The organism is Paraburkholderia sp. HD33-4 (assembly GCF_021390635.1).
Classification (GTDB): Bacteria; Pseudomonadota; Gammaproteobacteria; order Burkholderiales; family Burkholderiaceae; genus Paraburkholderia.
Window position 1 is genome coordinate 4,305,534 of sequence record NZ_JAJEJS010000001.1, and the last position, 14,169, is coordinate 4,319,702.

At 64.5% G+C, this 14,169-nt stretch carries 10 protein-coding genes and 2 riboswitches; of the genes, 7 read left to right on the plus strand and 3 right to left on the minus strand.

The window, feature by feature from the left end:
* Positions 1 to 55: 55 nt before the first annotated feature.
* The gene (locus tag L0U84_RS19335) at positions 56 to 2,146 is read right to left on the minus strand and encodes a UvrD-helicase domain-containing protein (RefSeq protein ID WP_233851774.1); all 2,091 of its coding nucleotides are present in this window, start codon (positions 2,144 to 2,146) and stop codon (positions 56 to 58) included.
* A gap of 308 nt (positions 2,147 to 2,454) precedes the next feature.
* Here L0U84_RS19335 and L0U84_RS19340 point away from each other — a divergent pair, with 308 nt between their 5' ends.
* From L0U84_RS19340 to gcvP, 5 genes are all read left to right on the plus strand, one after another.
* Positions 2,455 to 3,504 (plus strand): oxidoreductase, encoded by a 1,050-nt coding sequence (locus L0U84_RS19340; RefSeq protein ID WP_233851775.1) that lies wholly within the window; start codon positions 2,455 to 2,457, stop codon positions 3,502 to 3,504.
* Positions 3,505 to 3,732: 228 nt separating this feature from the next.
* The gene (locus tag L0U84_RS19345) at positions 3,733 to 4,083 is read left to right on the plus strand and encodes a hypothetical protein (RefSeq protein ID WP_233851777.1); all 351 of its coding nucleotides are present in this window, start codon (positions 3,733 to 3,735) and stop codon (positions 4,081 to 4,083) included.
* A 221-nt stretch (positions 4,084 to 4,304) separates the two neighbouring features.
* Positions 4,305 to 4,407, plus strand: a riboswitch (glycine riboswitch).
* Positions 4,408 to 4,428: 21 nt separating this feature from the next.
* Positions 4,429 to 4,589, plus strand: a riboswitch (glycine riboswitch).
* An 80-nt stretch (positions 4,590 to 4,669) separates the two neighbouring features.
* Positions 4,670 to 5,788 (plus strand): glycine cleavage system aminomethyltransferase GcvT, encoded by a 1,119-nt coding sequence (gcvT, locus tag L0U84_RS19350; protein WP_233851778.1) that lies wholly within the window; start codon positions 4,670 to 4,672, stop codon positions 5,786 to 5,788.
* Between the two features lie 61 nt (positions 5,789 to 5,849).
* Positions 5,850 to 6,230 (plus strand): glycine cleavage system protein GcvH, encoded by a 381-nt coding sequence (gene gcvH / locus L0U84_RS19355; RefSeq protein ID WP_233851779.1) that lies wholly within the window; start codon positions 5,850 to 5,852, stop codon positions 6,228 to 6,230.
* A 94-nt stretch (positions 6,231 to 6,324) separates the two neighbouring features.
* A complete protein-coding gene (gene gcvP / locus L0U84_RS19360) occupies positions 6,325 to 9,264 on the plus strand; it encodes an aminomethyl-transferring glycine dehydrogenase (protein ID WP_233851780.1) in 2,940 nt (979 codons plus the stop codon).
* A gap of 252 nt (positions 9,265 to 9,516) precedes the next feature.
* Here the strand turns inward: gcvP and L0U84_RS19365 are convergent, their stop codons facing one another.
* On the minus strand, positions 9,517 to 10,239 hold the full coding sequence (locus tag L0U84_RS19365; RefSeq protein WP_233851782.1) for a TylF/MycF family methyltransferase: 723 nt from the start codon (positions 10,237 to 10,239) through the stop codon (positions 9,517 to 9,519).
* Entirely contained in the window at positions 10,236 to 11,102 is an 867-nt protein-coding gene (locus L0U84_RS19370) for a hypothetical protein (protein ID WP_233851783.1), read from the minus strand. The genes L0U84_RS19365 and L0U84_RS19370 overlap by 4 nt, the downstream gene beginning before the upstream one ends.
* Before the next feature lie 432 nt (positions 11,103 to 11,534).
* Here L0U84_RS19370 and L0U84_RS19375 point away from each other — a divergent pair, with 432 nt between their 5' ends.
* Positions 11,535 to 12,536 (plus strand): alginate lyase family protein, encoded by a 1,002-nt coding sequence (locus L0U84_RS19375; RefSeq protein ID WP_233851784.1) that lies wholly within the window; start codon positions 11,535 to 11,537, stop codon positions 12,534 to 12,536.
* Positions 12,537 to 12,564: 28 nt separating this feature from the next.
* On the plus strand, positions 12,565 to 13,953 hold the full coding sequence (locus L0U84_RS19380) for an L-serine ammonia-lyase (protein WP_233851785.1): 1,389 nt from the start codon (positions 12,565 to 12,567) through the stop codon (positions 13,951 to 13,953).
* Positions 13,954 to 14,169: the final 216 nt, after the last annotated feature.

Genomic DNA, 14,169 nt, shown 5'->3' on the forward strand with positions numbered 1-14,169 from the left:
TTTTGTGCGCAATGGCCTTTAGTCGCGCCTGGCAGCCACGCAAAGCCCAGCCCGCTCACGCCTTCTGCAACAGCGCCTTCAAACTCGCGAGCCGATCCTTCGGCGACATCGGCGCTTCTTCCGCCGTCGGCGGCGGCGCATCGTCGAGCAGCATCTCGTTGATAAAGCGCGACGGCTCGCAGACGACCGTCTCGCGCGCCCGCTTGCGCTTCTTGCACCAGTTCAGATGCAGACTGCGCTGCGCGCGCGTGATCGCGACGTACATCAGCCGGCGCTCTTCCTCGATGCGCGCATCGTCGATCGGCTCGTCGTCCGCACCGCCGCGATGCGGCATGATGCCTTCCTCGACGCCGACCAGAAACACGTGCGGATACTCGAGCCCCTTCGACGCATGCACGGTCGACAACCGCACCGCATCCGGATCTTCCTCACGGCCTTCGAGCATCGACATCAGCGCCACCGTCTGGATCAGGCCGAGCAAGTTCTTGCCGGTGTCGCCTAAGCCGTCGGCGGTGTCATAGCCGGTCGCCTCGCTGGCGCTGCCGGGCTGTGGCTCCGCCTTCGTGCCCTTGCGCTTCAACCACTCGATGAACTCGAGCACGTTCTGCCACTTTGCCTGCGCCTGGCGCTCATCGAACGCGTCGTACAGATACGCTTCGTAGTGGATCGCATCCATCAGCTCGTCGAGCAGCGTGCCCGCCGCGTCCTTCTCCGCGCGGTCGGTCAGGCGCTGCATGAAGTCGCAGAACGCGCGCATCGGCTCGATCTGACGCGGCGACAGACGCGCCTCGATGCCACCCATGTAGACCGCCTCGAACAGCGACACCTTGGCCTGGCCAGCGAACGCGCCAAGCGCCTCCAGCGTCGTATTGCCGACGCCGCGACGCGGTGTCGTGATCGCGCGGATGAACGCGGGATCGTCGTTCGCGTTGGCGATCAGACGCAGGTACGCACAGATGTCCTTAATCTCGGCCTTGTCGAAGAACGACTGGCCGCCCGACAGCACGTACGGAATCCGTTCGCGGCGCAGCACCTGCTCGAAGATGCGCGCCTGGAAGTTGCCGCGATACAGAATCGCGTAGTCGCGGAAATTCGCGCGGCGCTCGAACTTGTGCGCGGAGAGGCGAAACACCACCGACTCCGCCTCGTGCTCCTCGTCGTTGCAGCCCGTCACCGTGATCGTGTCGCCCATGCCGTGCTCGGACCACAGCTTCTTCTCGAACAGCTTCGGGTTGTTCGCGATCACGTTGTTCGCGGCGGTCAGGATGCGCACCGTCGAGCGGTAATTCTGCTCGAGCTTGATGAGGTGCAGGTGCGGGAAATCCTTGCCGAGTTGGCCGAGGTTCTCGAGGGTCGCGCCGCGCCAGCCGTAGATCGCCTGGTCGTCGTCACCGACCGCCGTGAACGCCGCGCGCTTGCCGGCCAGCAGCTTCACCAGTTCGTACTGGCACGCATTGGTGTCCTGATACTCGTCGATCAGCAGATAGCGCAGCTTGTTCTGCCAGCGGTCGCGCACCTGCTCGTTGCTCGCGAACAGCTCGGCGGGCAGGCGGATCAGATCGTCGAAATCGACCGCCTGATACGCATGCAGCGTCGCCACGTAGTTGCGATAGACGATCGCCGCCTGATGCTCGTCCTCGGTCGATGCGGTCGCAATCGCCTGCTCGGGCATGATCAGGCCGTTCTTCCACAGCGAGATGATCGACTGGACCTTGCGGATGAAGCCCTTGTCCGTCGAGCCGACCTGTTCCTGGATCATGCCGAAGCAGTCGTCCGAATCCATGATCGAGAACTGCGGCTTCAGGCCGACGTGCTCCGCCTCCTGCCGCAGAATCTGCACGCCGAGCGAGTGGAAGGTACACACCGTCAGCTGGTTCACGGGCACCTTGCGGCCTTCCTTGCCCGGCGCGGTCAGCGTCTTGCCTTCGAGCAGCTTGCCGACGCGCTCGCGCATTTCCGCCGCGGCCTTGTTCGTGAACGTGACGGCGGCAATGTGACGGGGCTCGAAGCCCTTCGCTTCGATCAGGTGCGCGATTTTCTGCGTGATCACGCGCGTCTTGCCGCTGCCGGCACCGGCGAGCACGAGACAGGGACCGTCGAGATAACGGACCGCTTCACTTTGAGCGGGATTCAGGCCTGCGGACATCGTTTGTGGATGGGTAACACGGTTGAGGGCCGCTGAGGTCGGACTGGCGGGAGGCGCCGGCCGATGGCCCGGGACATGCTGCGCGGCGCAATGCGCGCGAGAGGTGCGATGTTAACACGGACACCGCGATGGACGCCCCCGATGAACACCGCGCCGAATGCCTCGATTGACCGAACGCCCGAATGGACTGCGCGCAAGACCGGCGCCGATGCTGAGCCCCCGGTCCCGCCCACAAATGCCACAATGACGGGATTGCGCGCCGTCGCCGCGGTGGCAAGGCGGCGCGCCGCTCCTCCAGGAAGACTCGCATGTCCGCATCGCTGAAGATTGGATTGATGGGCTACGGCTTCGCCGGCGCGACGTTTCACGCACCGGTGATCGAACATTGCGGACGCGCGAGCGTCGCCGCGATTGCGACCGGGCAATCCGAGCGCGCGCACGCCGACTATCCGCACGCGAAAATCGTCGCCGATCTCGACGCGCTGCTCGCGCTCGACGACATCGACTGCGTCGTGATCGCGACGCCCAACGACACCCACTTCGACCTCGCGCGCCGCACGCTCGAAGCCGGCAAGCATGTGGTCGTCGACAAGCCGGTCACGCTGTCCGCCGCCGACGCCTACACGCTCGCCAATATCGCGCTCGCGCGCGGCAAGCTGTTCGTGCCCTTTCACAATCGGCGCTGGGACGGCGATTTTCTGACCGTGCGCGATCTGCTCGCGCGCGTGGAACTGGGTCGCGTCACGCAGTACGAATCGCATTTCGACCGCTTCCGGCCGGGCGTGCGCCAGCGCTGGCGCGAAGACGTGACGCGGGGCGGCGGTCTGCTGTTCGATCTCGGTCCGCATCTGATCGACCAGGCGCTTGCCCTCTTCGGCGCACCGCAGACCGTATCGGCGACGGTGCGCTCGCATCGCGAGGACGCCAGCGCCCCCGACTACGTGCACATCCAGCTCGGCTACGACGACTTCGAAGTCGTGCTGCACGCGAGCGCGCTGACTGCCTTGCCGGGACCGCGCTATGCGATCCACGGCACACGCGGCAGCTACGTGAAGTACGGGCTCGACACCCAGGAAGACCAGCTCAAAGCCGGCCTGCACCCGGGCGACGAAGGCTTCGGCGCCGGCAATACCCCCGGCATGCTGCGCGTGCTCGAAGGCGACCAGGAAGTCGAGCGCGAATTGCCGACCCGCAACGGCGAGTACGCCGGCTTCTATATTGCGTTAGCCGATGCGATCCAGGACGGCATCGCATTTCCGGTCAGCACGCGCGACGCGGTCGACGTGATGACTATCATCGAACTGGCCGCGCGCAGCTCCGAGCAGGGCGTGCGGCTGCCGTTCGAGCGCATTCGCTGAATCCCGCGCCACCGGGCATCACTACCGCGCGACCCGGCCTTGTGTACCAAAAACCCGACGGCATTTTCTCTCCGCAAAGGCCGCCGGCGCGGGCTTCCCTGACATTCCAGAAAGGAACATAAAGTTACAAATTCGCCCTCTGCTGAGTCAGCGGGCGCTCGTCGTCATCCGTTGCTAGCGGGTAGCAACTCAATACGACAACGTACGACAACGACTCCGGGAGAATCCATGTCTCGAATCATCCGTGCCCTCGCCGCATGCGCACTGCTCACCTCCGTCGCAGCCTGCGTGGTGACGCCGCCGCCCGCGCCGCATCCGGGCCCGACTCCGCAGCAGATCGCCGATCAGCGCCTGCATCAGGTCGGCGGCCGCATCGACAATCTCGCGCACCGTATCGACAATCACGTGAATCAGGGCTATTACCCGCCGCCGCAAGGCGCCTCGCTGCATCACCGTCTCGAGACGATCCGTCAGGAAGCGCACGACATGGCCGCGCAGCATGGCGGCGGTCTGTCCGCGGAAGAACAGCGTGTGCTGAATCAGGAGCTGGATAACGCGGCTCATGCGATCGGCGAGTAAGCCAGCAAACGAGTCAGCAGACTGACTCGGCAAACGAGCTTCAACGTGAGCACCCACTCCCGCTAAACATGCGGTGACGGACAGCATCGAAACAAGCATCTCAGAAGCGCGGCCTCTCGGTCCGCGCTTTTTTCTTTTTCGGCGCCCCGACCCGCCGCGCCCGCCCCCCACACCGCTCGCGGGCCTTTATTTGACAAGCCCCGGCCCGTCGCGTACATTCGCCGCACGCGTCGGGAGAGCGCGCTGGCAAGCGAAAAATCGCAGGCCGCGCCGCCGAAGGGGCACACCCGCAAACTCTCAGGCAAAAGGACCGACCGCGTCGAAAGAACCCGCCTTCCGGCGGTTTTTTCGCACTCTGGAGAGCGGCAGTAGCCATCCGCGTCGCACGTCGTGCACAGCAGGCAGGCTGCCCACCGAAGGGGCGCGCGTTTCACCGTGACAGATCGGGCTCATCGAGCCAGTCGCGGCGGCGCAATCTCTCAGGTATCGAGGACAGAGGGGTCATGCAGAACCACGCTCGCAGGCAAAAGGCCGCGAGGCAGTGCGCCGCATGGCCTTTTTTGTTTCGCGAGACGCCCGAGGCCCCATGACCGAACTCAAACACACCCCGCTCCACGCCGCTCACCGCGCGCTCAATGCCCGCATGGTCGACTTCGGCGGCTGGGACATGCCCGTCAACTACGGCTCGCAGATCGAGGAACATCGCGCGGTGCGCACCGACGCCGGCATGTTCGACGTGTCCCACATGTGCGTGGTCGACTTCACCGGCGAGCGCGTCCGCGCATTCTTCGAACATGCGCTCGCGAACAACGTCGCGAAGCTGCAAACGCCGGGCCGCGCGCTCTACTCCTGCATGCTGAATCCGAACGGCGGCGTGATCGACGATCTGATCGTCTATTACTTCGGCGAAGACCACTTCCGCGTGGTCGTCAACGCCGGCACCGCCGACAAAGACATCGCGTGGTTCAGCCAACTCAACGCCGAAGGCGGCTTCGGCCTCACCATCACGCCGCGCCGCGATCTGGCGATCGTCGCGGTGCAAGGCCCGAACGCGCGCGAAAAAACCTGGCAAACCGTGCCAGCCGCGCGCGCCGCGACCGAAGCGCTGAAGCCGTTCAACGCCGCGCGCGTCGACGGCACGCCGTTCGGCGAGCTGACCGTCGCGCGCACCGGCTACACCGGCGAAGACGGCTTCGAGATCATCGTGCCGGCTACCCACGTCGAAGCGTTGTGGAATGCACTCGCCGCCAGCGGCGTGCGCCCGGCCGGTCTCGGCGCGCGCGACACGCTGCGCCTCGAAGCCGGCATGAATCTGTACGGCCAGGACATGGACGACAATGTCTCGCCGCTCGACGCCGGCCTCGCATGGACCGTCGACCTCACGTCGCCGCGCGACTTCGTCGGCAAGAGCCGGCTTGACGCCGACGGCTCGCGCGCCGCGTTCGTCGGCCTGATCCTGCTGAAGGACAACGGCAAGGCCGCGGGCGTGCTGCGCGCGCATCAGAAAGTCGTCACGCCGCACGGCGACGGCGAAATCACCAGCGGCACGTTCTCGCCGACCATGCAGGAATCGATCGCCTTCGCGCGCGTGCCGAAAGGCGTGCAGCCGGGCGACACCGTGCACGTCCAGATTCGCGACAAAGCCTGCCCCGCAAGCGTGGTAAAACTGCCGTTCGTGCGCAATGGCAAGGTGCTGGCGGTCTAAGCGGCCGGCGCACGCCCCCTACATTCAAAACACTACCGAACACACCGTTTAGGAGCATCCGATGAGCATCCCGGCCGATCTGAAATACACCGAATCGCACGAATGGGTCCGCACCGAAGCGGACGGCACGCTGACGGTCGGCATCACCGACCACGCGCAGGAAGCGCTCGGCGACATCGTCTTCTTCGAAGTCCAGGAACTGGGCAAGTCCGTGAGCGCGGGCGACACCGTCGCCGTGATCGAATCGGTGAAAGCCGCTTCCGATATCTACGCGCCGGTTTCGGGCGAAGTGATCGAGGCGAACACGACCGTCGCCGACTCGCCGGACACCGTCAACAGCACGCCGTACGACAGCTGGCTGTTCAAGATCAAGCCGGCCGCCGACGCGTCGCTCGAGCGTCTGATCGACGCCGACGCGTACGCGAAGTCGATCGGCGCCTGAGTCGCGACCTGACTCACTGCCTGATTCACTTTTCGTTTTAACCGTCAGGCACGGCGCGCGCACCACAGCGCGCGCCGCGCCGCCAGGAACACCCATGAAGCTCGAACACCCGGATCGTCTGATGAACCGCACTCCTCTCTCGCTCGCCGCGCTCGAAGTGCACGACGCCTTCGCCGAACGGCATATCGGCCCGGATGCGGCCGACCAGCAAGCGATGCTCGAAGCACTCGGCTTCGCGTCGCGCGCGGCATTGATCGACGCCGTCATCCCGAAGACGATCCGCCGCACCGAAACCCTGCCGCTCGGCCCCTTCGCGCAACCCAAGAGCGAAGCCGAAGCGCTCGCCGCGCTGCGCGAGCTCGCGGACAAGAACCAGGTGTTCCGCTCCTACATCGGCCAGGGCTATTACAACGCCCATACGCCGACGGTGATCCTGCGCAACGTGCTGGAAAACCCGGCGTGGTACACCGCGTACACGCCGTACCAGCCTGAAATTTCTCAAGGCCGTCTGGAGGCGCTGCTGAACTTCCAGCAGATGATCACCGACCTCACCGGCCTCGCGATCTCGAACGCATCGCTGCTCGACGAAGCGACCGCCGCCGCCGAAGCGATGACGCTGCTGCAACGCGTCGGCAAGCCGAAGTCGAACGTGTTCTTCGTTGCCGACGACGTGCTGCCGCAAACCATCGAAGTCGTGAAGACGCGCGCGACGCCGGTCGGCATCGAAGTGAAAGTGGGCCCGGCCGCTGAAGCCGCGAATGCGAACGCGTTCGGCGTGCTGCTGCAATACCCGGGCGTGAACGGCGACGTGCGCGACTACCGCGCGCTGACCGAAGCGATCCACGCGGCGGGCGGCCATGTGGTCGCAGCCGCCGACCTGCTCGCGCTGACGGTGCTGACGCCGCCGGGCGAATGGGGCGCCGACGTCGCGGTCGGCAATACGCAGCGTTTCGGCGTGCCGGTCGGCTTCGGCGGCCCGCATGCCGCGTACCTCGCGGTGCGCGACGAATTCAAGCGGCAGATGCCGGGGCGCCTCGTCGGCGTGACCGTCGACGCGCAAGGCAACCCCGCGCTGCGTCTCGCGCTGCAAACGCGCGAGCAGCACATCCGCCGCGAGAAGGCGACCTCGAACGTGTGTACCGCGCAGGCGTTGCTCGCGATCATGGCGAGCATGTACGCGGTCTATCACGGCCCGCGCGGCCTGAAGACGATCGCGCTGCGCGTGAATCGCATCGCCACGCTGCTCGCCGAAGGCGCCAAGCAACTCGGCTATAAGCTCGTCAACGAAACCTTCTTCGATACGCTCACGTTCGACACCGGCGCACGCACGCAAGCGCTGCACGACGCGGCCACGGCGAAGCGCATCAATCTGCGCCGCGTGAGCGCGACGCAAGTCGGCCTGTCGATCGACGAAACCACTACGCGCCAGGATCTGACCGACCTGCTCGCGGTATTCGCGCAAGCGGCCTTCTCGAGCGACGTGCCGCAAGTCGACGCGCTCGACGCCGCGCTGAGCGCATCGAACACCGCGTCGGTGCCGGCCGCGCTCGAACGCACGAGCGCGTACCTGACGCATCACGTGTTCAACCGTCATCATTCGGAAACGGAAATGCTGCGCTATCTGCGCAGCCTGTCGGACAAGGACCTCGCGCTCGACCGCTCGATGATCCCGCTCGGCTCGTGCACGATGAAGCTGAACGCGACCTCGGAAATGCTGCCTGTCACATGGCCGGAGTTCGGTCAGATCCATCCGTTCGCACCGGCTGACCAGACCGTCGGCTATCGCGAGATGATCGATCAGCTCGAAGAGATGCTGGTCGCCGCGACCGGCTATGCGGCCGTGTCGCTGCAGCCGAACGCGGGCTCGCAGGGCGAGTATGCGGGTCTGTTGATCATCCACGCGTATCACGCGTCGCGCGGCGAAGCGCATCGCAACGTCTGCCTGATTCCCGCTTCGGCGCACGGTACGAACCCGGCGTCCGCGCAGATGGCCGGCATGCAGGTCGTGGTCGTCGCATGCGACGCGCAGGGCAACGTCGATATCGAAGACCTGAAGAAGAAGGCCGCGCAGCACGCCGACAAGCTCGCGGCGATCATGATCACGTATCCGTCCACGCACGGCGTGTTCGAACAGAACGTTCGCGAAATCTGCGAGATCGTGCATGCGCACGGCGGCCAGGTGTACGTGGACGGCGCGAACATGAACGCGATGGTCGGTCTGTGCGCGCCGGGTCAGTTCGGCGGCGACGTCTCGCACCTGAACCTGCACAAGACCTTCTGCATTCCGCACGGCGGCGGCGGACCGGGTGTCGGTCCGGTCGCGGTCGGCGCGCATCTCGCGCAGTTCCTGCCGAACCAGACTTCGTCGGGCTACGAGCGCGCGCCGCAAGGCATCGGTGCGGTATCGTCCGCGCCGTACGGCTCGGCGTCGATTCTGCCGATCTCGTGGATGTACATCGCGATGATGGGCGCGAAGAACCTGACCGCCGCGACCGAAACCGCGATCCTCAACGCGAACTACGTCGCGAACAAGCTCGCGTCGCACTATCCGGTGCTGTACTCGGGCCCCGGCGGCCTCGTCGCGCACGAGTGCATTCTCGATCTGCGTCCGATCAAGGACACGAGCGGCATCACCGTCGACGACGTCGCCAAGCGCCTCGCCGACTACGGCTTCCACGCGCCGACGATGAGCTTCCCGGTGCCGGGCACGCTGATGGTCGAGCCGACCGAGTCGGAGTCGAAGGAAGAGCTCGATCGTTTCGTCGAGGCGATGATCGCGATCCGCGAGGAAATTCGCGCGGTCGAGGAAGGCCGCTCGGACCGCGAGGACAATCCGCTGAAGCACGCGCCGCACACGGCGGCGGTCGTGATCGCCGACGACTGGAAGCATGCGTATGCGCGCGAGAGCGCCGCATATCCGCTGAAGACGCTGATCGCGAACAAGTACTGGCCGCCGGTCGGCCGCGCGGACAACGTGTACGGCGACCGCAACCTGTTCTGCTCGTGCGTGCCGATCGCTGATTACGAGGCGTAAAGCCATCTGAGCGGACCTCCCACGAGGCGCTCTGCTCCTGAACGGCCGCTGCTTTCGCCATCGTGCGAGACGGCGGCCGTTTTGCTTCGGCCGCCCCGCTTTCGCGTCCCTTCTTCTGCGTGACGACCCTACAAGCGCGCCCGCAAGGCGGCCGTCAAGGTCCGCCCGCGCCGCCGCAGCCAGCCTGATCGCGATGCGCGACCACGCGCGCCAGACCTGGCCGTCGCGCGTCGCATGATGGCAGAGCCGGTTTTAGACGCGGAAATAGCCCGCGGCGGCGTCGAACGGCAAACGCTTGAGTTCGATCTTGTTCAGATCGAGCACTTCACGCAGCGCCTTCGTTTCGCCCGGGAAGTTCCGATAGGCCACTTCATCCAGAACGACGATCGCGCCCTTCGGCATGTAAGGCAGGAACGTTTCCAGCGCGACCTTCGTCGATTCGTACAGGTCGGTGTCCAGAATCAGCATGGCGACCACCAGATCCGGACGGGTCTTGACGAACTCCGGCGCCGTTTTCGCGATATCGCCCTTGACGAGTTCACAGCGCGGAATGCGATTGACTGGACGGACAAGATCGTTCGCCTCGATCATCTGCTCGATCAGCGACATATCGGTGTCCGCGAACATCGACGTGTTGATGTCGCCTGGATCGTGCTCGGGATCGATGCCCGTGAAACCGGAGAACGTATCGAAACCGACGATCGAGCGATTTATCGCGTAGGGTTCCAGAATGGTCGACAGATGCATATAGAGCATCAGCGAATTGGCCTTGTACACGCCGCATTCGATGATCGCGCCGGGAATGTCCATGACCTTCTTGAACAGCTCGATACGCGACAGCGCTGCCGTGACTGTGATCCGGTCAGCAAACACGAACGGTGCGCTGGCCACATAAGCGGCGTCGACGCGGTCCAGCACATCGGCGCGCTTGGCTGCGAACGCCTTCTCGGCCTCGGTAAGTCGGCGCTTGGTCATGCGAGTACCTCCTGAAAACGGTTGAAGCTATCAGCGTAAAAATAGTCTTTGAAGCCGGCCTCGGGGTCCGGGCAGCCGTTGTCAACGTTGATCGCGCCTCGGCCCGCCTTCAGATCCTCGACATGCATGAGACGGAAATCAGTGCTAAAGCGCGTCTTTCCGCTACGGTTCGGCACGGTGCCGTGCAGGTGCGCGCCGGAGAACACGATCATTTCACCGCCGTTCAGACCGATGCGCAGTTCGTTCGACGTGTTGATGCCTTCCAGCGGCACCGGATGAACGCGCGTTTCCTCATCCAGTGTCTGCGAAGCCTTCCAGCGTTCGTTGTTGATCCAGTCGGCGAGATGCCAATCGACCGACGAGTTCTCGACAGGCACGCTAAAATATTCGGGGTTGATGCTCATGGTCGTGTCGGGCGTTACACCGAACACGGGCATCCAGGTGTTGAGCTGGCATTGCACGGAGCCGTACCACGTATCGCGATGGGGCTTGTACGCGTAGCTCACGCCCGCGTGCAGATAGTCGTAGTGCGGCACGACGCGCAGCCGCGGCACGTCGAACAGATAATCCGCGGGCTTCTCGCCCAGCTCGACGATGAAATCCCGGATGATCTCTTTCGCTTGCGGGCTGTTGGTGAACTGCCCTTTGATGCGCGAGACAACCTGCACGAACTCCTTCACAGGCATCAGCGTGTGAATTAGATGCGGATCGGTGTCCTGCCCCAGTACCTGGGCAATGCTGTGTTTCGCAAGCTCACTCAGTTGCTGCGCCGTCTTCAGTTGTGTTTCGAGAAAGATGTCGCCTTTATAGATAGCATCCTTCAGACTGCAGTGACTTCGTGCTTGATTGATATGTAGATCCATCTTGGTCCCTGGCTCACGCCTACCCGCCGTCTTCATCCCCGGTGGAACACGAACGCACGGGCCAACAGTTGACACGCAAACATTTGCATCAGCGCAAAGTATCGGCTAGGTTTGCGGATTGCCAGGCGTCAAACTGACGCCCTAAGTGGGTCCAATTCGTCGATTGGAGAGGTCCGGGGCAGCCATCCGGATGGCAGAGCGAACGGGCGAACCAAAATGTCACTTCCCTGTCACGACCGTTGCGGCACAAGAACCGTTAATATCACACCCCGAATCCGCCCATTGAAGGAGTGTCGAAGAGTGCAAGCGGCGCGAATCCTCAAATCCCGCGTGGCCCTGTCAACGGAGCCGACGCGGAGGTTCGCCGGCCGGATCGCGGCGGCATCGATTCTAACGAGCTTCGCAATACTCTCGTCGCACGCGCAGGCCGCGATGAATTTCTGCGCGGCGCCCGCGCTGCAAACGAGCGAGCGCACCAATGCCGATCCCGGCGTCAAGGCGCTCGTCGCCAACGTGCAGGCGCATCTGAACGAGCAGCCGCATGCGCTCGCGAAACTGCACACCGAGGGCACGCTGCCGCACGAGGACATCTACGACCAGAGCGTCGAAGCGGAGAAAGATCTCGACCTGCTGCGCGACGCCGCACTCGCGTGGCGCGCGACCAGCGACGACCGCTTCCTGAAGCTCGTCGACCGTCTGCTGTATGCATGGGTCACGACCTATCAACCGAGCTTCAATCCGATCGACGAAACGCGCTTCGAAGGGCTGATCCTCGCGTACGACATGACCGCGAGCGCGCTGCCCGTCAAGACGCGGAACGCCGCGATGGCCTTTCTGACGAAATTCGCGAACGGCTACATCGCGCAGATCGACGCGCAACCGCGGCCGCTCTCGGGCACGTTCCGTAACAACTGGCAAAGCCACCGGATCAAGCTGATCGCGATGGCCGCGTTCACGCTCGACAACCGCAAGATGATCAACGCCGCGCAGCGGCTGTTCGTCGAGCACATCGGCGACAACATCGCGCCGGACGGCTCGACGGTCGACTTCGGCGAGCGCGATGCGCTGCACTACGTGACCTACGATCTGCAACCGCTGGTGACGGCCGCGCTCGCCGCGCGCCGGCACAACCGCAACTGGCTGCAGGAGAAGGGCGCGAACGGCGCGACGCTGCTCGCCGCGCTGAACTGGCTGGTGCCGTTTGCTACCGGCGGCCAGACGCATGAGGAATTCGTGCATTCGAACGTCGCGTTCGATGCAAAACGTCGCGAGGCCGGCATGCCCGGCTATTCGGGTCAGTGGGATCCGAAGAACGCGACGGAACTGTTTCACCTGGCGGCGCGTCTCGACGGACGCTTTACGCCAGTCGCGCTGAAGCTCGCACCGACGCCGCCCGCATGGCTCGCCGTGTGTTTACCGCTGCCGGCGCGCTAAACTCTTATCTATAGGCAGGGAGCAGTACATGGCAGTCAGCGTCTTCGATCTCTTCAAAATCGGCATTGGTCCGTCGAGTTCGCATACGGTCGGGCCGATGCGCGCGGCACTGATGTTCGTCCAGGGGCTCGAGCGCGACGGGCTGCTCGATTCCACCGCATCGGTGAAAGCGGAGCTGTACGGCTCGCTCGGCGCGACCGGCAAGGGGCACGGCACCGATCGCGGCGTGATGCTCGGCCTGATGGGCGATGCGCCCGACACCGTCAATCCCGAAACGATCGCGCAGCGGCTCGAAGCGGTGCGCACGTCGCGCAAACTCGCGCTGCTCGGCACTCACGACGTACCGTTCGTGCAGAAGGAGCACATCGCGTTTTATCGCCAGGCGCTGCCCGAGCATCCCAACGGCCTGAAGCTCTTCGCGTTCGATGCGCCGGGCGCGACGCTGCGCGAGTCGACCTATCTGTCGGTCGGCGGCGGCTTCGTCGTGACGGCCGGCGCGCCGAACACGAAAGTGTTGAGCGCTGTCGATCAGCTTCCGCATTCGTTTCGCACCGGCAACGAATTGCTCGCGCTGTGCGCGTCGAGCGGCAAGAGCATCGCGCAGCTGATGTGGGAAAACGAACGCGTCTGGCACAGCGAGGAAGAAACGCGCACGGGTCTGCTGAAGATCTGGGACGTGATGCAATCGTGCGTCGCGCGCGGGTGCGGCATCAACAATCCCGATGCCGACGGTCACCTGCCCGGGCCGTTCCAGGTGAAGCGGCGCGCGCCGCAGTTGTATCGCGCGCTGACCGGCAACCCTGAGCGCGCGTTGCAGGATCCGCTGTCGATGGTGGACTGGATCAACCTGTACGCGATCGCCGTCAACGAAGAGAACGCCGCGGGCGGCCGCGTCGTGACCGCGCCGACCAATGGCGCGGCCGGCATCATTCCGGCGGTGCTGCATTACTACACGCGCTTCATGCCGGGCGCGAACGAGCAGGGCGTGATCGATTTCCTGATGACGGCCGCCGCGATCGGCATCCTGTACAAGCTGAACGCGTCGATCTCCGGCGCCGAAGTGGGCTGTCAGGGCGAAGTGGGCGTCGCGTGCTCGATGGCCGCGGGCGCGCTCGCCGCCGTGATGGGCGGCACGCCTAAGCAGGTCGAGAACGCCGCCGAAATCGGCATGGAGCACAACCTCGGACTCACCTGCGATCCGGTCGGCGGGATGGTGCAGATTCCGTGCATCGAACGCAATGCGATGGCCTCGGTGAAGGCGGTCAACGCCGCGCGCATGGCGTTGCGCGGCGACGGCAGTCACTACGTGTCGCTCGATTCGGTGATCAAGACGATGCGCGAAACCGGCGCGGACATGAAGACCAAGTACAAGGAAACGTCGCGCGGCGGCCTCGCGGTGAATATCGTCGAGTGTTGAGTCGTTGAGCGCGGCATTGGATTGCATGCGATCTGTTCGGAAAAACGCGGGCCCTGTGGTCCGCGTTTTTTAATTGGGCGATCGCATTGCGCATCCGCCGATCAAACAGTTGCGCTGCGCCATGACAGCGCCCACGTGCTCGGCGTAAGCTGTCGAAGCGCCCATCGGCCGCGATTGCATCTTCGGTCGATGCGGCTCCATCCCAACGCACTCATG